Here is a 21705-nt window from a genome sequence, read left to right as displayed (position 1 = left end):
CGTGCCGGTGTACCCGGCGTCCGAGGGTTTCAGGGGGCGGTACGTGCTGAAGAGGGTGTTCATGGCTGCGGACCCGGGACGGGTCCGGCTGCGCTTCGCCGCGCGAGCGGTGCTCGGCATCGGCCTCGCCGTCGTGGTGTGCGGCCTCGCGGGCCACTCGCTCGCCGGTGCCGTCACCGGAGGCCTCGCCGCGCTCCTCGCCCTGTTCACCGTCACGGACGCCACCGTCCGGGCGCAGGCGCTCACCACCGCCCTGCTGCCCGTCGTCGGCCTTCCCGTCCTCACGGTCGCGGCCGAGCTCCACGACCACCCCGTCGCCCGCGACCTCACCTTCCTCGCCGTGGTCGGCGCGGGTGTGTACGCCCGGCGCTGGGGGCCGCGCGGACACAGCCTCGGCGTCTTCGCGTTCATGACCTTCTTCGTGGCGCAGTTCCTGCACGCGACCACCGACCGACTGCCCGAGCTCCAGGCCGCCGTCCTGCTGTCCGTGCTCACCGCGGCCGCGGTCCGCTTCGGCCTGTGGTGCTACGAGCGCCGACTGCCCCCGGCCCCCGTACCGGCCCCGCCCGCCGGTACCGGCCTGGCCCGCGCGACCACCCGCCAGGCGGTCCAGGCCATGGCGGGTGCCGGCTTCGCCCTCGTCGCCGGCCAGCTCGTCTCCGGGCAGCGCTGGTACTGGGCCGTCGGCGCCACCTGGTGGATCTTCGTCAACACCGCCTCGCGCGGCGAGACCCTGGTGCGCGGCTTCCGCCGCGTCCTCGGCACGGTGATCGGCATCGGCCTCGGCCTGCTCGTCGCCGTACCACTGGAGGGGGCGCCGACGCCCACGGCCGTCCTGGTCGCCGTCTGCGTCTTCGGCATCTTCTACACGGCCGCCGTCTCCTACACGTGGATGATGCTCTGGGTCACCCTGCTCGCCGAGCTCCTCTACGGCCTTCTCGGCGTCCTGAACCCCGGCCTGCTGGCGTTGCGGCTCGCGGAGACCGGCGTGGGCACGGTCGGAGCCGTCCTGGCCGTGCTGTTCGTCCTGCCGATCACCACCCACAGCGTCACCGACGCCTGGATCCAGCGCGCCCTGCGCTGCGTCCACGCCTGCACCGCCGAGGCCGCCGCCCTCCTCGCTGGTGTGCCGGGCGCCGACCCGGGCGGCCGGGTGACCGAACTGGAGCAACTGCTCGGCAGGGTCCGCCTCTCGGTGGCCCCCCTGGTCCACCCCCTCAACCCCATGGCGGCCCGCAAGAGGCGTGCCCGCCACGTTCTCGCCCTCCTCGACGGCTGCGCCCGGGAGATCCGGGGCCTGGTCGCCGTCGCCGCCGACCCCGAGGCCTCGCACGACGCCCGCCTGACCACCGCGTGCCGGCGGGTGGAGGCCGCTGTGGAGGCTCTCACGGACGGCAGGGACTTCCCGGTGGCGGACCGTCCGCTCGCCGAGGAACCCGCACTGGCCCATCTGCACGGACTGGAACGGGCCCTCGCGGAGCTGGCGGCGCCCTTGCGGTCTCCGTCCGGATCGCCGCTGGTCGGGGCCTGACACACCCCGCCATGTCCGTGACCGCGCCGGGCATTTCCCCGAAGTTGGTCTAGACCGGTAGTGATCGACTGCTACCGTCGCCCCGGACGGTACGGACCGAGAGGGGACGACTGTGGCAGACGGCGGGCGGCGACGGGCCTACATCGGGTCGTTCACGGCGGCGGGAGGCCCCGGCATCGTGACGGCTGCGGTGACCCCGGACACGGGTGCGCTGAAGGTGCTGAGCGGGCTGAACGGCGTACCCGATCCGTCGTATCTGGCCCTGTCCACCGACGGAGACGTGCTGTACGCGGTCAGTGAGACGGCCGAGGGTGCGGTGGCCGCGTACCGGGTGACCGGCGACCGCCCCGAGCCGGCCGGCCCGCCGGTGGCGGTGGACGGGAACGGGCCCACGCACCTCGCCGTGCACGCCGGACACGTCCTGACCGCCAACTACGGCTCCGGCAGCGTCACCACCGTGCCGCTGCGGGCCGACGGCTCCCTCGCGAGCGCCCCCTCCGGAGTGCTCCGGCACACCGGCTCGGGCCCGCACGCCCCCCGCCAGCTGGGCCCGCACGCCCACCAGGTGCAGCCCGACCCGAGCGGACGCTGGATCGTCAGCGTCGACCTCGGCACGGACTCCGTGCGGGTGTGCACCCTCACCGACGGGGCGCTCGACGTGCACCGCGAGATCGCCCTGCGCCCCGGCTCGGGGCCCCGCCACCTGGCCTTCCACCCCGACGGCACCCGCGCCTACATCCTCAACGAACTCACCCCGACCCTCACCGTGTGCCGCTGGGACGCCGAGGAAGGCTCCCTGAAGCCCCTGAACGAGACCCAGGTACTCGCGGGCGCCCCCGTGGGCGACGCGTACCCCTCAGGCGTCGTCGCGTCCCCCGACGGCCGCTTCGTGTGGACCGCCACCCGCGGCGAGGACGTCCTGTCCACGTTCGCCGTCGAGGGCGACGACCTGCGGCTGGTCGGCACGGTCATCTGCGGCGGCCACTGGCCCCGGGACCTCGCCGAGTCCGGCGGCTTCCTGTACGTGGCGAACGAGCGGTCCGGCGAGGTGACCTGGTTCGCCGTGGACCCGGCGACCGGCCTGCCCCGGTACGAGGGCACCATCGAGGTACCGGCCGCCTCCTGCGTGATCTTCGGCTGACCCGCAACCGCGCACGCCGAAGGGCCCGCTCCGACGGATGGAGCGGGCCCTTTCGGTGCAGCGGTCGCGGCGGGTGCGCTCAGCGCACCGGGGCGCCCTGCGCCTGCTGCGGGGCGATGCCCAGCGCGGTCGTGTACTTGGCGAGCACGAGCTTGCCGATCGCCGGGTAGGGACCGAGCGGATCGGCGGCGGAGCAGCCGGCCTCCCTGGCGGCGTCCTCGATCACGGCGGGGTCGATCTCCGGCCCTATCAGGTACGGCGCGAGCGCCAACTGCTGCGAACCGGAGGACCGCAGCTGTTCGGCGATGGACGCGATCGAGCCGTCCTGGTCGAGCGCCGCCGCCATCACCGGCACGGCCAGCCGCGCGGCGAGCAGCATGCCGGTGATCCCGGCCGCCTGTACGGCCTCCTCGCCGCCCACCGCGCCGAGGATGATGCCGTCCGCGGCGGTCGTCACCGCGAACAGGCGCGCGCGGTCGGCGCGGGCCAGCCCGGCCTCCGACAGGCGTACGTGCAGCGCCTCGGCGAGCAGCGGGTGCGGGCCCAGCACATCGGTGAGGTCGGCCGCGATCCGGCTGTCCATCACGGCCTGGCGGATCCGGCGCAGCAGCGAGCTGTCCGGCCCGGCGAGCAGCGGCACGACAACGGCGACGGGGCCCTCGGGCTCCTTGACGTCCACCCCGGCGGCCTTGGCCTGCTCGTAACGCGCGGTGCGCTCGCCGGCGGTGTGGGCCAGCACGGCCTGGAGTGCGGGGAACTCCGAGTCGTCTCCGTCCAGGTAACCGATCCGCGCGTCCAGGCCGGGCAGCTCGGAGCGGGCGATGCTCACGACCTCCTCGGCGAGGCTGCGCGTGGCCGCGCCGGGCGTGCCCGGCACCGCGAGGACGAGCGCGGGCGCGCCCTCGGGAGCCGCCAGCGGCTCGGGTCGGCGGTGCCGCCCGGGCTGGCGAGGTCGCGGCATTCGTACTGGCAGGCCGGACGCGGGTCCAGTGGGGGAGCTCATGGCGACGCATGTTACTGGCTTCCTGGGCTTCCCTGTTCGGGGAGGGTGCAGGTGAGCGGTATCCGTCCGGTTTTGTCTGATGAGTTACGTCCGCTTCAGCCCCTCTTTGGGGTCACCACGTACAACATCGCCTCGTCGGCGGGCAGACTGAGCGCACCGTGCGCCAGTTCTGTGGCGATCTGTACGGATCCCTCCAAGGGCCCGCCCGCCGCCGGGACCCGCCGCGCGTGCGGCAGCCGTCGCTCCAGCTCCTCCTCCAGCGGTACGAGGAGGGCGGCACCCATCCTGAACAAGCCACCGGTGAGGCTGACATGCGCCGCCCCCTCCGCCGGATAGACCGCGGCCGCGGAATCGGCCATGTGCCGGGCCGCCTCGCGCAGGATCCCCTCGGCCACGGGGTCGCTCTCCGCGCAGTCGGCCACCTCGGGAGCGAACGAGGCGAGTACGGCGGGCCGGTCGGTACGCGGATAGAGCCGGCCGGGCAGCTCCCGCACCGGCCCGAACGCCTCCTCGGCCCGCGCCAGCAGCGCCGCCGACCCCCCGGGCCGCCCGTCGTGGGCACGCAGGGCGGCCTCGAGCCCGGCCCGCCCGATCCACGCGCCGCCCCCGCAGTCGCCCAGCAGATGCCCCCAGCCGTCCGCCCGGCGCCAGGACTTGAGGTCGGTGCCGATCGCGACGAGACCGGTACCGGCGGCCACGACCGCACCCGGGCGCGGTCCGAGAGCGCCGGTGTAGGCGGTCACCGCGTCCGCGACCAGCGCGACGGTCCGTACCCCGAACTCCCGCTCCAGCGCGGCGGGAAGCTCGGCCCGCAGGGCATCGCCCAGGGTCGCCATACCGGCCGCCCCGACGACGGCGGTGCCGAGCCCGCTCCCTCCGGCCTCTGTCGACAAGGCCCGGACCATCGGCGCCAGTTGCTCCATCAGATGGTCCGGATCGATGCCGCGAGGGCCGGTCCGGACCGGCACCCGCGACTCCCGCGGGGCCGTGGTCCCCCGGCCGGGTGTGCCGACGACGACCCGCAGGCCGGAGCCGCCGGAGTCGACGGCAAGGAATCCGTCCCCGCAACCGCGGTCGGCCGCCATGTGGGAGGTTCCCCTTCCTTCCCGTCGAAGAGCTCGATGGGGAGGAAGAGTAGCGCCTGCGGGACCGCCCGGCCGGGAGACATCCCTGGGTATGCGGGGTGTCAGTGTGTGCCAGTAGAGTGACGCGCCGTGGCACCACGACCCTTGTATGAACTTGTCGAAGCAGGCTGGGCGAAGGCTCTTGAACCTGTGGCCGAACGCATCGCGGCCATGGGGGACTTCCTCCGGGCCGAGATAGCGGCGGGCCGGACCTATCTGCCGGCCGGGGCGAACGTCCTGAGGGCCTTCCAGCAGCCCTTCGACGACGTCCGCGTCCTGATCGTCGGCCAGGACCCCTATCCCACGCCGGGAATGGCGATCGGGCTGAGCTTCGCGGTCGCGCCCGAGGTGCGTTCCCTGCCGGGGAGCCTGGAGAACATCTTCCGGGAGATGCACTCCGACCTCGGGCTGCCCAGGCCGTCCAACGGCGACCTCACGCCGTGGACCGAACAGGGCGTGCTGCTGCTCAACAGGGCGCTGACGACAGCCCCGCGCAAGCCCGGCGCGCACCGCGGACAGGGCTGGGAGGAAGTCACCGAACAGGCCATCAGGGCGTTGGCCGGGCGCGGGAAGCCGCTGGTGTCGATCCTGTGGGGGCGTGACGCGCGCAACCTCCGCCCCCTTCTCGGCGACCTCCCGGCGATCGAGTCGGCCCATCCCTCACCGATGTCGGCGGACCGCGGCTTCTTCGGTTCGCGCCCGTTCAGCAGGGCCAATGACCTGCTGGTCGGCCAGGGCGGACAGCCGGTGAACTGGCAGCTGCCGTAGAGCGCCGCGGTGGTCCCGCCGTGCCCGCGGGCGTTCCCACGGGCACGGAGAGACGCCGGACCCCCGAGGATCAGGTCAGGACGAGCTCCAGGACGGTGACGGACAGCGGCGGCAGCGTGCTGGTGAACGCCGCCGCGGCCCCGGTCACGGTGCTCGTCCTGGGCACCAGCACGGCGGGGTCGGTCAGCGTGTTCGTGGTGGTGCGCGAGGGCCCGGTCAGGACGGTGGCGGTGGCGTGCTTCCTGACCCCCTTGACCAGGCCCTTCAGTTCGACCGGAACATCCACCTTCTGTGTCCCGGAGTTGACGACCGCGACGTAGAGACGGTTCCCGGCACGGGTTGCCACGGTGGCCAGGCCGGGCAGCGCCCGCGCGGTGGCCGGCAGCACCGTGTCGCCCAGCCTGTTCCTGACGTGGGAGAACAGCGGTGCGTAGCACTCCATGAGGACCTGGTCGGAGTTGCGGATCAGACCGGCCAGCCAAGCGGCGTCGCCCAGTGCGGCGTTCAGGTCGGGCGTGGGGCTGGTGACCGTCGTCGAGGCGATCAGCTTCAGGAACTCGGCCGGCGTGCGCTGCGTGCGTTGATCGAGATCGTCGGTGACCCGGACGCCGGGATCCCGGCATCCGGCGACGGGCCCCACATCGTCATACCGCCCAGCCTTGTGGTGCGGACCTCGGCGACCCGCCCGCGACATCGAACGGCGAGGCCGTCGCCGACATCGCCCTGCACACCCTGTCCCTGAACCCGACGGCACCACCACCCGCCCACCTGATGGAACGCCACTACACCGCAAACACGGCCCCGGCGCCTACTACGTACGGCAACCCGGACATGGCTCCGACCTCCGGATGACCGCCGCGTCGCCGACGGCTTGATCCGGCGATACCGGGCGGGCCCCCTCCCAGGTCACCACAGGGCGGCCCCGTCAGGATCACGCGACCACCGCCGCCCGCACACACAGCACGTCGGGCAGATGCGAGGCCAGCTGCCGCCAGCTGTCGCCGTCGTCGGCCGAGGCGTACACCTCGCCGTTGCGGTTGCCGAAGTAGACGCCGGCCGGGTCCGCGTCGTCCGTGCACATCGCGTCCCGCAGCACCGTGCCGTAATGGTCCTCCTGCGGCAGGCCCGCCGTGAGCGGTTCCCAGCTCTTGCCCGCGTCCGCCGTGCGGAAGACCCGGCACCGGTGACCGGCCGGGACCCGGTCCGCGTCGGCGTTGATCGGGAAGACGTACGCCGTCCCACCGCGGTGGGGGTGGGCGGCCGTCGCGAAGCCGAAGGTGGACGGCAGCCCCTCGCCGATGTCCGTCCAGTGCGTCCCCGCGTCGTCGCTCGTGTACACGCCCCAGTGGTTCTGGAGGTACAGCCGGTCCGGGTCGGCCGCGTCCCGGGCGACCTTGTGCACGCACTGCCCGAACTCCGGGTTCGGGTCGGGCAGGAACACCGCGGAGACACCGGAGTTGGACGGCTCCCAGCTCGCGCCGCCGTCCGCGGTGCGGAACACCCCCGCCGTGGAGACGGCCACCGTCACCGCGCGCGGGTCCCGCTGGTCGGTCAGGACGGTGTGGAGCCCCTCGCCACCGCCGCCCGGCACCCATTTCGAACGGGTCGGATGCTCCCACAGGGGCCGGACCAGCTCGAAACTCTCCCCGCGGTCCTCGGAGCGGTACAGCGCGGCCGGTTCCGTACCCGCGTACACCACGTCCGGCTCGGCCGCCGCCGGATGCAGCTGCCAGACCCGCTCCAGGGAGGCCCCGGTGTCCTTGGGGAACTTCACGGCGGGCTGGGCCGGCTCCGTCCAGGTGCGGCCCAGGTCGTCGGAGTGGAACACCGACGGGCCCCAGTGCGCGCTGTCGCCACCGGCCAGCAGCCGCGGGCGCCCGCCCCGGGTGTCGATCGCGACCGAGTACACGGCCTGCGCGTTGAAGTACGGGCTCTCGTCGAACTCCCAGGTGCCGCCTCGCTCGCGCCCGATGAACAGGCCCTTGCGCGTCCCCACGGCAAGCAGCTTCTCCGTCATACCGATCGCCTCCGCTGTGCTCTGACGTCTTTGTCCCAGCCACCGGCCAGTCTGCACCCCGCCACTGACAGTCACCTCTGGAAAGGGCTTCACCGCAGGTCAGGGCGGGGATGGTAACCGGCAGCGGCGATTGCCGGGCGGCTTTCGGCAAGATGAGCGCGGGGACGGGCGGGCGGTGGGACCGTCGTGACGGAGAACTCGCTGTGAGCCGTGAGCATCGGGGCGGGCTCTCCCGTATGGGAGGTCGGTCCGGCATGTTCGTGCGCCCGTCGCTCATGAGGAGGATGCCCTCGATGGCGTTCCGTGGTCCCAAGGTCTGGCTGTGGCGCTGGCGGCGCAATCCGCTCAGACGCCGTGCCGACGCCGTCGAGGCGTGGGTCGTGCTCGGTGCCTGGCTGCTCACCGTGGTGGCCGGGGTGCTCGCGGGTCTGGGGGTGAGCCGGGCCGTCGAGCACCAGTTGGCGCTGGAGCGTGTCGAATGGCGGCCCGTCGTGGCCCGGCTCGCCGACCAGGCGCCCGGCGCGGCCGATCCGGGCACGTCGAGCGGTGAACGGGTGTGGGGCGAGGTGGCCTGGACCGGGGCCGACGGCTCGGCCCACACGGGCCAGGTGCGCGTCGATCCCGGCAGCACCCAGGGCACCCCGGTCACCGTCTGGACCGACGCCCAGGGCCGCCTGATGACCCAGCCCGCCACCAAGGGGCAGGCCCAGATCCGCGCCGCGATGATCGGCGTACTGGTCGGCTTCAGCACCGCGGCCGTCCCCTTCGTGGGGGGCCGAGTCCTCCGCGGCCGCCTGGAACGCCGCCGCCTCGACCAGTGGGACACGGACTGGGCGCACTTCGGACCGTTGTGGGGCGGGAGGCGGGCCGACGGGAGATAGCACCGGCGGGGCGGGGCCGCGTGGGGTGGGCCGGCGGTGTGCAGCCACCCCAGGCGGGGCCGCCCGGTGTGCGGGACGCGAGTGACACCTCGCGAACCGCCCACCCGGGACCTCACCTCACTCGCCGCACTCGCCACTCGCCGCACTCGCCACGCGCCGTCCGTGCGTGGGCCGCGCCCTACGCGACCCCCAGCACCTCCCCGCACGCCCGCACCAACCGCTCGTCGTCCAGCACGTCATGGCTGCCGTACCCGCCGGACGGCGACGCCAGATGCCGTCGCCGAGCCGTCAGTTCCGCACGAAGAAGATCGTGCAGGGGCACTGAGGCAGGGCCCAGGGCGGCGAGGCAGGCGGTGATCGTCCGGCGCGTGTACGGATTCTCCGTCCAGGCCGTGCGCAGCACCGGCGCGGCGAGCTCCGCGTCCCCGGAGATCCGCCACACCGCGCACGCGGCGGACACCCGCTCCCACAGGTCCTCCGCCAGAACCATCCGCCGCAACCCCGGCAGCGCCGCACCGGCCTTCGGCCCAAGACGCGCCAGTGCCCCCGCGGCCGCTCGTCGCCGAGGCGTTCCGTCCGTCAACTCGCCGGTCAACACGGGCAGTACGGCCGACACGTCCCCTTCCACGGACCACAGCGCCTCCGCGGCGAGCGCCGCGTACTCCGTATCCAGCAGCTCGCGCAGCACGGGTATCACCAGGGAGGGCGCCGCACTCCCGAACGCCTCCAGCGCGCGAACAGCCGCCTCCACCACGGGGTCCCGCGACCGCAGCCGCACCGGCAGGCCCCGCAGGAGCCGCAGCACCTCCGGTACGGCCTCCGCGTCGCCCAGCGCGGTGAGCGCCGACAACAGCGGCACGGCCCGCTCGAAGGTCCCGGCGGAGTCCGGCACCACCTCACCCAGCCGACGACGCAGCGCGGGCGCGAGCGGGGCCGCCCCGGGGCCCAGGTGACCGATCACATGTCCCAGATCGTCGGGTACGACCTGACCGGCCAGCACCTCCGCCAGTACCGGCGTCGCCCGCGAATCCCCGCTCCCGGCAAGCGCCTTGAGCGGACCGCCCAGTGCCGGGGCCCCGCGCTTTCGGCGCCGTACCCACAGGTCGGGCCGGGAGGTCACCAGGGCGGCCAGGTCGTCGGCGGCGGGTGCCGCCAGGTCGAACAGGTCCTCCAGCACGGACACCGCGGCGTCACACAACCTGCCCTCCTCGGCGGCCAGTTGAGCGCCGACAAGGGTGACGGGCTCGGCCCAGTCGGCGCGCCACTCACGGAACAGCCCCGCCGACATCCACACGGCGTTGCACCGGTCGACGGGGTCCGGGCTGGTCAACTGCCCCTTCAGAAGGGCGGTGCGCTCGTCGAGCCGGTCCCCGAGCCCGCGGTGCAGGGTCCGCAGCAACTGCGAGCCCTCCTCGTCCGAGGGCCGCAGCCGTCGCAGCCGACTCGCGAGGGTGTCGGCGTGGGGGCAGTCGACGCCGTGCCGTCCGGTGGACCGCCGGGCGGAACGCTCTCTGAGCAGTCCGACGGCGACCGTCACCAGGTCGGGCGGGAGCCGGTCGGGGGCGCGGTGGGCGAGCTGGCCGAGGGCGGCGAGGCGCAGCCTGGGGTCGTACGGCGCGGTGCTCTGTGCCGTCAGCGACTCCAGTGCCCCGGCCGCGTGCCCGGGATGCCGCCGTACGAAGAGGCCCAGGCTCTCGATGAGGGCGTGCAGGACCCGGTCGTCCCGCTCCAGCGCGCAACGCTCCCGCAACAGGGCAAGCACGCGGGCCGGTTCGTCCAGAAACCGCACGAGGGCTCCCGGGGCGGCCCGGCGGACAGCGGGGTCGGCGTCCTCCGCCAGCCGGACGAACACCTCGGCGCCGGCGCGCACTCCCTCCCGGGCCCGCGTGCGCGGACCGTCCTCGGCGCCCTCCTCCGCACCCGCGCTCTCGGCCCCGATGCTGACGAGGAGTTCGACGATGCCGGCCCGGTCCGCGACCTCCCCGCTCGCCACGAGCGCGAGCAGAAACGGAACGCAGGCCAGGGTCGAGTCGTACACGTCTCCCTGGTGGTGCACGGCGCCGTACATCCCGTCGAGGGCGGTCTCCCGCTCGGCCGGGTCCGCGGAGGCGAGCCCCCGCAGCAGTCCGGGCACGTCCGCCGCGCTGCCGTACGCATGCCGCAGCGCGGCCCAGTCGACCTCGTCGATCCCCGTGAACACGTTGTCCTCCCCAGGCGAAGTACCAACTGATCGGAGTCTGCACCACGGGACCGACAACGAAGCGGAATCAGTGTGTGACGGTGAGCGATCCGGACAGGGAGGTGGTCCGGTTTTCGCCAGGTGGCCCCGGAACGGCCTCAGTTGGCGCCGGGCAGTGCCCTCCCGAGGATCGCTGCCACGTCCGCGGCGTCGGGCAGCGTGCCGAAGGCGTGCCCCCAGTCGCCGCCGAGACGGGTCGCGCAGAACGCGTCGGCGACGGCCGGCGGGGCGTGCCGGACGAGGAGGGAGGCCTGGAGGGTCAGCGCCATGTGCTCCACCAGCCGGCGGGCGCCCGCCTCGGACGCCGTGGCCAACTGGTCCTTGAGGCGGGCGACGGCCTCGTCCAGGCGGACGTCCGCCCCCTGGGCCAGGGCGAGTTCGCCGAACAGCGCCTGATTGGTGTCCGGATCGCGGCGCAACGCCCGCAGGACGTCGAGGGCGTTGACGTTCCCGGAGCCCTCCCAGATCGACAGCAGGGGCGCCTCCCGGTAGTGCCGGGGCATGCCCGAATCCTCCACGTAGCCGTTGCCGCCGAGACATTCCAGGGCCTCCGCGGTGAAGGCCGGGCCCCGCTTGGTGACCCAGTACTTGCCGACCGCGGTGGCGATACGGCGGAACGCCTGCTCGCCGGCGTCCCCGCGCACGGCCCGGTCGGCGGCGCCCGCCAGCCGTAGCGTGAGGGTGGTGGCGGCCTCGGACTCCAGTGCCAGATCGGCCAGGACGTTGCGCATCAGCGGCTGGTCGATCAGCCGGGCGCCGAACGCGCCGCGGTGCCGGGCATGGTGTCCCGCCTCGACGAGCGTCCTGCGCATCAGGGTCGCCGACATCATCACGCAGTCCAGCCGCGTGCAGTTGACCATCTCGATGATGGTCTTGACGCCCTGTCCCTCGGGGCCGACCAGCCAGGCGACCGTCCCGTCGAACTCGGGCTCGGAGGAGGCGTTGGACCGGTTGCCGAGCTTGTCCTTGAGGCGTTGGATGCGGAAGGTGTTGCGGCTGCCGTCCGGCAGGACGCGCGGGACGAGGAAGCACGACAGCCCGCCGGGCGCCTGTGCCAGCACCAGGAACACATCGCACATCGGCGCCGACGTGAACCATTTGTGCCCGCGCAGCGTGTACATCCCGGACTCGGCGGTGGGCGTGGCCGTGGTGGTGTTCGTCCGGACGTCGGAGCCGCCCTGCTTCTCGGTCATCCCCATGCCCGCGAGCAGGCCCCGCTTCCCGGTCGGCACCCTGAGCTCCGGCTCGTACTCGCGGCCGGTCAGCAGGGGTTCGTAGACCTTCGCCAGCTCCGGCTCCTTGCGCAGCGCCGGGATCGCCGCGTACGTCATCGACGTGGGGCAGCCATGGCCCGCGTCCGTGTGTCCCCACACCAGGCCGCCCGCCGTACGCGCGACATGGGCGCCGGTACGGTCCTCCGCCCACGGTGTGCCCGCCAGGCCCTCCGCGACGGCGGTCCGCATGAGGTGGTGCCAACTCGGGTGGAAGTCGACCTCGTCGACCCGGTTGCCGTACCGGTCGTGGGTGCGCAGCACCGGCTCGTGCCGGTTGGCCTGATCCGCCCACTCCTGGGCCTCGGCGCTGCCGGCCCGCAGACCTAGCCGCCGCAGACCCTCTTCGGCCCAGTCGGCCCCCTCGCGGCGCAGCCCCTCCAGGAGCACCGGGTCGTCGGAGGCGTCGTACGGGGCCAGGGGAGGGGGCTGGTTGGTGACGGCGTGGGTGGCGGCGTGTCCTGGCGCGGCGAGGGAGTCCATGGCATCCATGTTGCACTTCACGTGCGGTCGTAGCAATAGTGCAACAGGAAGGGGTCGTACAGTACGTGACCATGCGCAGGAACGTGTCGGAACAGCCCGGTGAGGTCGACCTGCGGCAGCTGTCCGCCCGGTCGGTCGTGCTGAGCCTGCTGCTCGGTGCGCATCCCCCGCAGCTGCCGGTGAAGGACCTGGTCCGCGCGGTGGAGCCGTTCGGGGTCGGCGGCTCCACGCTGCGTGCCGCGCTCAGCCGGATGGTGAGCGCCGGTGACCTGCGGCGTGCCGAGGGCGTCTACGGCCTCAGCGACCGGCTTCTCGCCCGTCAGCGCCGCCAGGACGACTCCGTGCACCCCCGCACGCGCGCGTGGAGCGGCGACTGGGAGATGGTCGTGATCACCGCGACGGGCCGTGGACCGGCCGAACGCGCCGAACTGCGCGCGCGGCTGACCGCCCTCCGGCTCGCCGAACTGCGCGAGGGCGTCTGGCTGCGCCCCGCCAACCTGCTCCGACCGGTCCCGGACGACCTCGACGCGATCGCCCAGCGCTGCACGGCCCGCCCCGCGGGTTCCGGCCCCGAGCTGGCCGCGGCCCTGTGGCCCCTGGACCGCTGGGCGGCCGACTCCCGGGCCCTGCTCGCCCATGTCGCCCGCGCGGACCGGCCCGCGGACCGGCTCACGGGCTTCGCGGCCGTCGTACGCCATCTGCTGACCGATCCGGTGCTGCCGCCCGAGCTCCTGCCGCCCGACTGGCCGGGCGCCGCACTGCGGTCCGCGTACGCGGCCTACCAGGGCGAGCTCGCGGACACCGTCCCTCAGGACCACGCCCGCACATGACACGGCGGCCGTGCGAAGCGCCGTGCGGGGACGCTTCGTACGGCCGCCTTCACCTGCCGAGCGGCTACCTGTAGGTGATGTCGGAGGTGGCGTACTTGCAGTAAGTACTGTCGGGTCCGGAACCGTTGGTGGTCGGCTCCTTGCCCGTGTTGTTCCCGATGTACTTCTGGCACGGGACGATCTTCTTGCCGGAGTCACCGACGATCGTGATCTTCTTCAGGGTCGCGCTGTCGCCGTAGTTGGTGTTGATGCCGACGAGCTTGTTGCCCGAGTAGGTCGCCTCGATGGTGTTGAGGTTGATCGTCCGCTTGTACTGCGTCGAGCAGTTGCCGCAGGAGCGGACGAAGGTGCCGAAGCTCTGCACCGCGAAGTTCGAGACGTTGAGCGTGCCGGCGCCGTTGAACTGGAACACCTTGTCGCTGGCCGACCGCGCGCCACCGCCGGAGACGGTGTACACGTTCGACGACGAGGAGCCGCGGAAGGTCGCCGCGTCCTCGCCGACGTCCTCCCACCACACGTTCTGCAGCGTGCAGCTGCCCGCGCAGTGGATGCCGTCGGCGGCGGGGGCGCCGATGATGACGTTCTTCAGGACGGTGCCTGCGGCCAGGTTCAGGATCGGCCCCTGGTCCTCGTCCTGGCTGTCGCTGCCCAGGTCGCCCGTGCCGTACAGGCGCTTCATGCCGTAGTCCTTGGTGCCGGACAGCTGGATGGTCGAGGAGACCGCCTGGCTGCCGTTCGCGGTCGGCCAGGTGGCGGCGCTCGCCGTCGGCGCATTCAGTGTCATGATCATGCCAAACGAGAGGCCGAGGGCGGCCGCGGCGCCGGTCAGCGCGCGCGTACGCGCGCGTGGGCGTGCCGAAGAAGTCATGTCCCGAATCCTTCTTCCTTGTTGTGGGGGTGGACTGGTGGGGGATGGTCAGAGCCTTCCGGCGCCCGCGCCGCCCGTCACCGAGGCGATGACAGAGGAGGCGGGCTCGGCGGTGTAGCTGTACGGAGCGCTGGTGAAGGTGCCGACCTGGGAGACCTCGGTGGCGGCTCCGCCGAGGTCGTTGCCGCGCAGGTTGGCGTAGCCGTCCACGTCACTGTTCCGGTTCGTGGTGACAGCGACTCCGGTGCTCCGGAAGACGTTGTTCTCCACGAGCATCTGGGCGCCCATGCGCGAGTGCACCGCGGTCTCGGCGCCGACGACGTAGTTGTCGTAGAAGTGCCCGGTACCGAAGCGCAGACTGGGGATGCGCGAGTTGACGTTGTTGAACCAGTTGTGGTGGTACGTCACCTTCAGATGGCCGGTGTCCTGGCTCGCGTTGTTGTCGCTGTGGCCGACGAGCGAGCCCTTGAAGTGGTCCTTGAAGGTGTTCCAGGACACCGTGACGTTGTCCGAGCCATGGTTGATGTCCAGCAGCCCGTCGTAGTAGTCCTTGTCGTGATCGCGGTCCGCCGAGAAGGAGTTGTGGTCGATCCACACCTTCGTCGAGGCCTGCACCTCGATGCCGTCCGCGGGCGCGACGGGCTTGCTGATGTTCAGGTTGCGGACCACGACGTTGCTGACCTTCTTCAGTCGCAGCCCGCCGCCGGTGAACCCGGACGACGAACCGACGCCCAGCACCGTGGTGTTGGAGCCGACGTCGACCGTGCCGCTCAGCGAGATCAGGCCGTTGACCTTGACAACCTTCGCCGTGCTGCCGGTGACGGCCGTCTTGAAGGCGCTCGGCGTGGTGACGGTGACCGCGGAAGCGCTGCCGCCGCCGGTGGTGCCGGCGCCGAAACCGATGGGGGAGGTCTCTGCGGCCCCGGCCTGCTGCGGAACGGCCAGGGCGGCCGCCGTCGCGAGTGCGGCCGCACCGGCGGCCAGAGCGGATCTTTGCGCGTGTGTACGTGGGGGGCGAGTACGCATGCGGGTGCGTCCCTTCGTGGTGCCTGCATGGTGCCTGCATGGTGCCTGGTCGGTCATGTAGCTGAAGCATGTTCGCAAGCTTGAACGACGTGCGCAGTGCAGTGCCGCAATGCAAGGGCCGGGTGAGGCGGGCCGGTCACATCGCTGAACGGAACGTAGAGGGTAAGCGCTTTCTGGTCAACGCTTTGCGCAGAAGGCATCCGGCCACCCAGGTGGGGGAGGGGGTGATGGCCGCGAGCGAATTCTTTCGAGGTGTGGGAGCGCTTCCATGGCAGCCATGCGCATGCCACGATGCTCGCCGGACGCTTCCCTTCCGCGAGATCTCGGAGACCTTCCGAGAGGGGTGAGCAGGTGGCGACTCCATGCATGCGTACGTTCGCCGGCGGCCCCGTGCTCACCCTGCTCGCCCTGCTGCCGCCGCGCCGCCGTTGTGCCGCCCTGTCGACCCAGATCAACTCATCCGGCTGATCCTTCCGAAAGAGAGGGGCAAGGACGTGTCCACCACCCGCACGAGACCGCTGAGTTCGATGATGGCGGTCCTGCTGTCGTTACTCGCGGCGGTGCTCTTCGCCGCCGTACCCACCGCATCCGCCCGCACGGAGGCCGTCCCCGCGGCGACCCTCACCGAGATCACCGATTTCGGTACCAATCCCAGCAATCTCCAGATGTACCTGTACGTGCCCGACAACGTCACCGCGCACCCGGCGGTCGTCGTCGCCGTGCACTACTGCACCGGCTCGGGACCGGCCATGTACAACGGCACCGAGTGGGCCCGACTGGCCGACACCTACGGCTTCGTGGTGATCTACCCCTCGGTCACCCGGTCCAGCAAGTGCTTCGACGTGTCCTCGCCGCAGGCGCTGAGGCGGGGCGGCGGCAGCGACCCCGTGGGCATCAAGTCGATGATCGACTGGACGGTGAACACCTACTCCGCCGACAGCGGCAGGATCTACGCCACCGGCATCTCCTCCGGCGCGATGATGACGAACGTCCTGCTCGGTGACTACCCGGACGTGTTCGCGGCGGGCGCGGCCTTCTCCGGCGTCCCCTTCGGCTGCTTCGCCACGACGGACGGCTCCGAGTGGAACAGCGCCTGCTCGGGCGGCACCGTCACCCACACCCCGCAGCAGTGGGGCGACCTGGTCCGCGCCGCCTACCCCGGCTACACCGGCCCCCGGCCGCGCATGCAGGTGTGGCACGGCACCACCGACGACGTGCTGCGCTACCCCAACTTCGGCGAGGAGATCAAGCAGTGGACGAACGTCCTCGGCGTCAGCCAGACGCCGGCCGCCACGGACACGCCCGTCTCCGGCTGGACCCGCACCCGCTACGGCGCCACCGGTGACCGGGCCCCGGTCGAGGCGATCAGCCTCCAGGGCGTCGGCCACAACCTCTACACCACCGGCATGGCCGCCCGCGCCCTCACCTTCTTCGGCCTCGACGGCTCGGGCCCGGCGCCCCAACCGCAGCCGGGTGCCTGCAAGGTGACGGCCACGACCAACGCCTGGAGCACCGGCCTGACGGCCTCCCTGACGATCACCAACACCGGCACCACCGTGATCAACGGCTGGCAGCTGGCCTTCGCCCTCCCCGCCGGCCAGTCCATCACCAACGGCTGGGGCGCCACGTACAGTCCGTCCTCCGGCGCGGTGACGGGGACGAACGCGACGTACAACGGCACGATCGCGCCGAACGCGAGTGTCAGCATCGGCTACCAGGCGAACCACGGCGGGAACAGCGCGGCGCCGGGTGCCTTCACGCTCAACGGCAAGGCCTGTACGGCGAGTTGACGGCTCACCGGCCGTCGCGGCCCTCCGGCGGGATGTTCCGGCGCGGTGCGCGGGCGTCCCGCCGGACGGCGTGCCAGGAGCGCGGCAGACCCCGCACCTGGTCGAGCGGTCCGAACCGGGCGCGAGCCGCAGGCGGGATGGCAGGTGTCTCAGGCCGACCATCCGGTACCGACGGTGATCGACTGAGGCCCAGCCGGGGTGCAGGCCGCGTGTGAGGTGGTCGCGATTGACGCGCCGCCGATGGCTTCCCGTGCCCCCTGCGCCGAAGATCCTTCGCGGAAACGGCGTCAGACCGACCGGTGGTACTGGTCCGGCACCTGCACGTCCCCGCCCAGCTCCCGCGCCGCATGCCGTGCCCAGGACGGGGTCCGCAGCAGCTCTCGGCCGAGCAGCACCGCGTCCGCCTCGCCGTTGGAGAGGATCTTCTCGGCCTGCTCGGCCTCCGTGATGAGACCGACCGCGGCCACCGGCAGGGTGGTCTCCGCCTTGACGCGGGCGGCGAAGGGGACCTGGTAGCCGGGGCCGACGGGGATGCGCACGCCCGAGGCGTTGCCGCCGGTGGAGACGTCCAGGAGGTCGATGCCGTGGGCCCGCAGGTCGTGGGCGAGGCGGACGGTGTCGTCGGCGGTCCAGCCGCCCTCCTCCAGCCAGTCCGTCGCCGAGACGCGGAAGAAGAGGGGCTTGTCGTCGGGCCAGACCTCGCGCACCGCGTCGACGACCTCCAGCGCGAAGCGGGTGCGGTTCTCGTACGAGCCGCCGTACGCGTCGGTGCGGTGATTGCTGTGCGGGGAGAGGAAGTTGCCGATCAGATAGCCGTGGGCGCCGTGGATCTCGGCGACTTCGAAGCCGGCGGCGAGGGCGCGGCGGGCCGCGTCCGCGAACTGGGCGACGATCTCGGTGATCTGATGACCGGTCAGCTCGGCCGGTACCGGGTGGTCCTCGTTGTACGGCAGCGCGCTCGGGCCCAGCGGCCGCCAGCCCCCTGCGCCCGGGGTGAGCGGCGCGCCGCCCTTCCAGGGCTGGTCGGTCGACGCCTTGCGGCCGGCGTGGGCGAGCTGGATTCCCGGGACCGTGCCCTGGGAGACCAGGAAGCGGGTGATGCGGCGGAACGCCTCGACCTGGGTGTCGTTCCAGATGCCGAGGTCGTAGGGGGTGATACGGCCCTCGGGGCTGACCCCGGTGGCCTCGACGATGATCAGTCCCGCGCCGCCGGTCGCGCGGGCCGCGTAGTGCGCGAAGTGCCAGTCGTTCGGGGCGCCGGTCCCGGGACCGTCCGGAGCGGCCGAGTACTGGCACATCGGCGGCATCCACACCCGGTTCGGGATCGTCACGTCGCGAAGGGTGAAGGGCTCGAAGAGTGCGCTCACGGCGGGCTCCATTCATCACGGGACCGGTGGTGGTCGACTCGTACGATAGGCATCGTAGTACGTCGGATGTCAAACTACGATAGGTCTCGTACAATGGGGGGTGCCCGAGGCCGGTCCCGGAGTCCGCGGGGCCCCGGGAAAGCCTGGAGAAGTGGAGCCGCCGTGACCTCCCCCGCCGTCAGCAGTCGTGCCCTTCCGCATCCGGAGCGCGGCGAGATCAGGCTGGAGGGCGTCCTGCACGCCCTCTCCGACCCGATGCGCCTGCGGATCGTGCGAGAGCTCGCCGCGGTCGGCGACGAGCTCTCCTGTTCGCACTTCGACCTGCCCGTCACCAAGTCGACGACCACCCACCACTTCCGGGTGCTGCGGGAGAGCGGAGTGATCCGGCAGATCTACCGGGGCACGGCCAAGATGAACGGCCTGCGCCGGGACGACCTAGACGATCTCTTCCCGGGTCTTCTCGACAGCCTCCTCGACGCCGCCGCCCGCCAGGCCGTCCGGGTCGGGAGCGGCTGAACCGGATTTCCCCGGCAGGTGGTTGAAGAGCAGGTTCAGCACGATCGCCGTGAGGCAGCCCGCGCTGATGCCGCTGTTCATCACCGTCTGGAACCAGTCGGGGAACTTCTCGTAGATCGTCGGCACGCCGACCGGCAGCACACCCATGGCCACCGAGACGGCCACCACGGTCAGGTTGTTGTTGCCCTTGAAGTCCACCTGGGTGAGGGTCCTCAGGCCGCTCGCCGCGACCGTCCCGAACATGACCAGGCCCGCCCCGCCCAGCACCGGCGCGGGTACCGCCGCGACGACCGCGCCCAGTTTGGGCAGCAGGCCGAGCAGGACCAGGATGCCGCCGGCCGTGGCGACGACCCAGCGGCTGCGCACCCGGGTCATGCCGACGAGGCCGACGTTCTGGGCGTACGCCGTGTAGGGGAAGGTGTTGAAGACCCCGCCGAGCACGGTCGACAGGCCGTCCGCGCGCAGACCGTCCGAGAGGGATCGCGGTTCGACCTTGCGGTCCGTCATCTCGCCGACCGCGATCAGGTCACCGGTCGTCTCGGTCATCGTCACCAGAGCCACGACCAGCATGGAAACGATCGCCGAGAACTCGAAGGTCGGTGCCCCGAAGTGGAACGGCGTGCTGATCCCGACCCAGTCGGCGTCCCCGACCCCGCCGAAGTCCGTGAACCCGGAGGGAACGGCCACCGCCAGGCCCACCACGATGCCGATCAGTACCGCGATCCGGCTCAGGAACGCGGGCGCGAACCGCTGCACCCCCAGCACCACCACCAGCACGAAGACGGCCAGCGCGATGTTCTTCGGGGCGCCGAAGTCCGCCGATCCGACGCCGCCCGCCACCCAGTTGCCCGCGACCGGCAGCAGGGAGATACCGATGATCAGGATCACCGTGCCCGTGACCAGCGGCGGGAAGAAGCGCAGCAGCCTGCCGAAGACCGGGGCGAGCAGCACGATCGCGAGTCCCGCGACGATCACCGAGCCGTAGATCGCCGGGAGTCCGCCGCCCGTGGTGCCGATCAGGACCATGGGGGACACGGCCGCGAAGGTGCAGCCCTGCATGATCGGCAGTCGTACGCCGAAACGCCAGAAGCCGATGCACTGGATGAGGGTGGCGATGCCGCACACCAGCAGGTCGGCGGTGATCAGATACGCAAGGTCCGCCGGTGACAGCTTCATCGCGCCGCCGACGATCAGCGGGACGGCCACGGCGCCCGCGTACATCGCGAGTACGTGCTGGAGACCGAAGGCGGCGAGCTGTCGTACCGGAGGTACTTCGTCCACGGGGTGCACAGGGGTGGTTTGGGCCATGTCCGAGACCGTAGGGGTGTTGCACAGTTTGTTGATTTCGGCGGTGTTGCCGGTTCGTTGCCCGGTGCCGATCCGCTGCCGACCGCTCGGTATCCCGCGCCCCTAGCGGGCGTGTCCGTGCACCACCCCCATCAGGGACTGCCAGTCCGGGAGCTTCACCACACCCCGGCCCAGGGACGCGCCGAGCTCCGCCTCCGCTCGCTCTATCGCGCACCAGCCCGCCCACTCCACCGGCTCGACGCCCGCTGCCCGCAGGGCGTCGAGCGGGTCCTCGCGGAGTTCTTCGTGTACGAGCACGGGGGCGTCCTCGAGGAGCGAGGTGACCGTCTCCTTGGCGTCCGGGCGGTTGGTGCCGATCACGCCGGTCGGGCCGCGCTTGATCCAGCCGGCCACGTACTCTCCGGTGACGGCGGAACCGTCGTACACCACGCGGCCGTCGACGTTGGGCACCGTGCCGCTGTCCGCGTCGAACGGCAACCCCTCCACGGGCATTCCCCGGTAGCCCACCGAGCGCAGCACCAACTGGGCCTCGATCTCCTCGAATTCGCCGGTGCCGCGCACGCCGCCGCGCCCGTCCGGCACCGTCCGCTCGAAGCGGACCGCGCCCACGCGGCCGCCGTCGGCGAGGAGTTCGACGGGGCGCAGGAAGAAGCGCAACGAGATCCGGTGGGCGGACGGCCGTGACTCCGCGGCCGCCCAGCCGCGCAGCACCTCCACGTTCCGGCGCTGCGGCGCCGGCAGGGCGGAGGGATCGAGGTAGGCCGGGTCCCGCGCCAACTCCTGTGCGTGCACGGCCACTTCGGTGTCCGGAAGTGAACCGAGCTCGCGCAGCTCCTTGGTGGTGAAGCGGGCCTGGGAAGGGCCCCGCCGGCCCACCATGTGGACCGCCGACACCCGGCTGGCCGCCAGCGCGGTGAGCACCGGATGCGGGATGTCGGTCGGGCTGAGCTCGGTCACCCCGCGCGCCAGCATCCGCGTCACGTCGACGGCGACGTTGCCCACACCGATGACCACCGCCGACCGGGCGCCGGCCACGAAACCGTCGGCCGTGGAGTCGGGATGCGCGCTGTACCAGGACACGAACTCCGTGGCCGACCAACTGCCCGGCAGCTCCTCGCCCGGGATTCCGAGATGCCGGTCGGTGGCGGCGCCCACGCAGTACACGACCGCGTGGTAGAGCTCGCGCAGCCGCGCGGCAGGCACCCCGCCGGGGCCGATCCCGACACCGCCGAGGAACCGCACCCGCTCGTGCTCCAGGATCGTCCGCAGACTGGTCTGGAGCGATTTGATCTTCTCGTGGTCCGGTGCCACCCCGTAGCGCACCAGACCGTACGGGCAGGGCAGCCGGTCCAGGACGTCGACGAGCACGTCGGGGTCCTGCTGGACGAGACTCTGGGCGGTGTAGCACCCGCTGGGCCCGGAGCCGACGACGGCGACACGCAGCACGGCGGAACTCCTTACGAGAGGAGTCGCTGACACCTCCAGGATCGCACCGCCGGTGCTGCTCTGACAGGGTGCCGGAGCGACCTGGGCGCGCGTGTC

At 72.1% G+C, this 21705-nt stretch carries 18 protein-coding genes; 7 read left to right on the top strand and 11 right to left on the bottom strand.

The window, feature by feature from the left end; translation table 11 throughout:
- The first annotated feature begins 43 nt into the window (after positions 1-43).
- Entirely contained in the window at positions 44-1531 is a 1488-nt protein-coding gene (locus H293_RS0113105; RefSeq protein ID WP_028807805.1) for an FUSC family protein, read from the top strand.
- A gap of 112 nt (positions 1532-1643) precedes the next feature.
- Entirely contained in the window at positions 1644-2672 is a 1029-nt protein-coding gene (locus H293_RS0113100) for a lactonase family protein (protein WP_020118342.1), read from the top strand.
- A 79-nt stretch (positions 2673-2751) separates the two neighbouring features.
- Here the strand turns inward: H293_RS0113100 and H293_RS0113095 are convergent, their stop codons facing one another.
- Entirely contained in the window at positions 2752-3675 is a 924-nt protein-coding gene (locus tag H293_RS0113095) for a sirohydrochlorin chelatase (RefSeq protein ID WP_028807804.1), read from the bottom strand.
- Between the two features lie 95 nt (positions 3676-3770).
- On the bottom strand, positions 3771-4760 hold the full coding sequence (locus H293_RS0113090) for an N-acetylglucosamine kinase (protein ID WP_020118340.1): 990 nt from the start codon (positions 4758-4760) through the stop codon (positions 3771-3773).
- Between the two features lie 129 nt (positions 4761-4889).
- On the opposite strand from H293_RS0113090, the gene H293_RS0113085 reads away from it, so the two are divergent.
- On the top strand, positions 4890-5567 hold the full coding sequence (locus H293_RS0113085) for a uracil-DNA glycosylase (RefSeq protein ID WP_028807803.1): 678 nt from the start codon (positions 4890-4892) through the stop codon (positions 5565-5567).
- Between the two features lie 70 nt (positions 5568-5637).
- On the opposite strand, the gene H293_RS0113080 is transcribed toward H293_RS0113085, so the two are convergent.
- Entirely contained in the window at positions 5638-6207 is a 570-nt protein-coding gene (locus H293_RS0113080) for an alpha-L-arabinofuranosidase C-terminal domain-containing protein (RefSeq protein WP_020118338.1), read from the bottom strand.
- 291 nt (positions 6208-6498) lie between these two features.
- Positions 6499-7584 carry a WD40/YVTN/BNR-like repeat-containing protein gene (locus tag H293_RS0113075; protein WP_020118337.1) on the bottom strand — a complete coding sequence of 362 codons (1086 nt, stop codon included), beginning with the start codon at positions 7582-7584 and terminating at the stop codon, positions 6499-6501.
- 293 nt (positions 7585-7877) lie between these two features.
- Here H293_RS0113075 and H293_RS0113070 point away from each other — a divergent pair, with 293 nt between their 5' ends.
- Positions 7878-8465 (top strand): Rv1733c family protein, encoded by a 588-nt coding sequence (locus H293_RS0113070; protein ID WP_020118336.1) that lies wholly within the window; start codon positions 7878-7880, stop codon positions 8463-8465.
- 178 nt (positions 8466-8643) lie between these two features.
- Here H293_RS0113070 and H293_RS0113065 read toward each other — a convergent pair whose 3' ends face one another.
- Positions 8644-10665 carry a HEAT repeat domain-containing protein gene (locus H293_RS0113065; protein WP_020118335.1) on the bottom strand — a complete coding sequence of 674 codons (2022 nt, stop codon included), beginning with the start codon at positions 10663-10665 and terminating at the stop codon, positions 8644-8646.
- Between the two features lie 137 nt (positions 10666-10802).
- On the bottom strand, positions 10803-12458 hold the full coding sequence (locus H293_RS0113060; protein ID WP_020118334.1) for an acyl-CoA dehydrogenase family protein: 1656 nt from the start codon (positions 12456-12458) through the stop codon (positions 10803-10805).
- Between the two features lie 71 nt (positions 12459-12529).
- On the opposite strand from H293_RS0113060, the gene H293_RS0113055 reads away from it, so the two are divergent.
- Positions 12530-13288, top strand: coding sequence for a PaaX family transcriptional regulator C-terminal domain-containing protein (locus H293_RS0113055; RefSeq protein WP_033415368.1), 759 nt, complete (start codon positions 12530-12532; stop codon positions 13286-13288).
- A gap of 64 nt (positions 13289-13352) precedes the next feature.
- Here the strand turns inward: H293_RS0113055 and H293_RS0113050 are convergent, their stop codons facing one another.
- Positions 13353-14156 (bottom strand): pectate lyase, encoded by an 804-nt coding sequence (locus tag H293_RS0113050; protein WP_020118332.1) that lies wholly within the window; start codon positions 14154-14156, stop codon positions 13353-13355.
- A 48-nt stretch (positions 14157-14204) separates the two neighbouring features.
- Entirely contained in the window at positions 14205-15182 is a 978-nt protein-coding gene (locus H293_RS0113045; RefSeq protein ID WP_020118331.1) for a pectate lyase family protein, read from the bottom strand.
- 527 nt (positions 15183-15709) lie between these two features.
- On the opposite strand from H293_RS0113045, the gene H293_RS0113035 reads away from it, so the two are divergent.
- On the top strand, positions 15710-16972 hold the full coding sequence (locus tag H293_RS0113035; protein WP_020118329.1) for an extracellular catalytic domain type 1 short-chain-length polyhydroxyalkanoate depolymerase: 1263 nt from the start codon (positions 15710-15712) through the stop codon (positions 16970-16972).
- Between the two features lie 287 nt (positions 16973-17259).
- Here H293_RS0113035 and H293_RS0113030 read toward each other — a convergent pair whose 3' ends face one another.
- Positions 17260-18339: an NADH:flavin oxidoreductase/NADH oxidase gene (locus tag H293_RS0113030; RefSeq protein ID WP_020118328.1), complete on the bottom strand. Its 1080-nt coding sequence runs from the start codon at positions 18337-18339 to the stop codon at positions 17260-17262.
- 162 nt (positions 18340-18501) lie between these two features.
- Between H293_RS0113030 and H293_RS0113025 the strand changes: the two genes are divergently transcribed.
- Positions 18502-18855 carry an ArsR/SmtB family transcription factor gene (locus tag H293_RS0113025; RefSeq protein ID WP_020118327.1) on the top strand — a complete coding sequence of 118 codons (354 nt, stop codon included), beginning with the start codon at positions 18502-18504 and terminating at the stop codon, positions 18853-18855.
- Here the strand turns inward: H293_RS0113025 and H293_RS0113020 are convergent.
- Complete coding sequence (locus H293_RS0113020; RefSeq protein ID WP_028807801.1) at positions 18775-20163, bottom strand: nucleobase:cation symporter-2 family protein; 1389 nt, start codon at positions 20161-20163, stop codon at positions 18775-18777. The genes H293_RS0113025 and H293_RS0113020 overlap by 81 nt on opposite strands.
- Positions 20164-20265: 102 nt before the next feature.
- Positions 20266-21609 (bottom strand): FAD-dependent oxidoreductase, encoded by a 1344-nt coding sequence (locus H293_RS0113015; RefSeq protein WP_020118325.1) that lies wholly within the window; start codon positions 21607-21609, stop codon positions 20266-20268.
- Between the last annotated feature and the right edge of the window lie 96 nt (positions 21610-21705).

The organism is Streptomyces canus 299MFChir4.1, assembly GCF_000383615.1.
GTDB classification, from domain to species: Bacteria; Actinomycetota; Actinomycetes; order Streptomycetales; family Streptomycetaceae; genus Streptomyces; species Streptomyces canus_C.
The sequence above is the reverse complement of the archived record's forward strand: the minus strand, read 5'-3'. Positions and strand labels throughout refer to the sequence as shown.

What these genes read in the sequence shown, in the direction of transcription:
- H293_RS0113055 (WP_033415368.1), top strand. Translation starts at nt 12,530, where the DNA reads ATGCGCAGGAACGTGTCGGAACAGCCCGGTGAGGTCGACCTGCGGCAG.
- H293_RS0113075 (WP_020118337.1), bottom strand. Translation starts at nt 7,584, where the DNA reads ATGACGGAGAAGCTGCTTGCCGTGGGGACGCGCAAGGGCCTGTTCATC.
- H293_RS0113095 (WP_028807804.1), bottom strand. Translation starts at nt 3,675, where the DNA reads ATGAGCTCCCCCACTGGACCCGCGTCCGGCCTGCCAGTACGAATGCCG.
- H293_RS0113070 (WP_020118336.1), top strand. Translation starts at nt 7,878, where the DNA reads ATGGCGTTCCGTGGTCCCAAGGTCTGGCTGTGGCGCTGGCGGCGCAAT.
- H293_RS0113035 (WP_020118329.1), top strand. Translation starts at nt 15,710, where the DNA reads ATGATGGCGGTCCTGCTGTCGTTACTCGCGGCGGTGCTCTTCGCCGCC.
- H293_RS0113090 (WP_020118340.1), bottom strand. Translation starts at nt 4,760, where the DNA reads ATGGCGGCCGACCGCGGTTGCGGGGACGGATTCCTTGCCGTCGACTCC.
- H293_RS0113020 (WP_028807801.1), bottom strand. Translation starts at nt 20,163, where the DNA reads ATGGCCCAAACCACCCCTGTGCACCCCGTGGACGAAGTACCTCCGGTA.
- H293_RS0113060 (WP_020118334.1), bottom strand. Translation starts at nt 12,458, where the DNA reads ATGGACTCCCTCGCCGCGCCAGGACACGCCGCCACCCACGCCGTCACC.
- H293_RS0113050 (WP_020118332.1), bottom strand. Translation starts at nt 14,156, where the DNA reads ATGACTTCTTCGGCACGCCCACGCGCGCGTACGCGCGCGCTGACCGGC.
- H293_RS0113045 (WP_020118331.1), bottom strand. Translation starts at nt 15,182, where the DNA reads ATGCGTACTCGCCCCCCACGTACACACGCGCAAAGATCCGCTCTGGCC.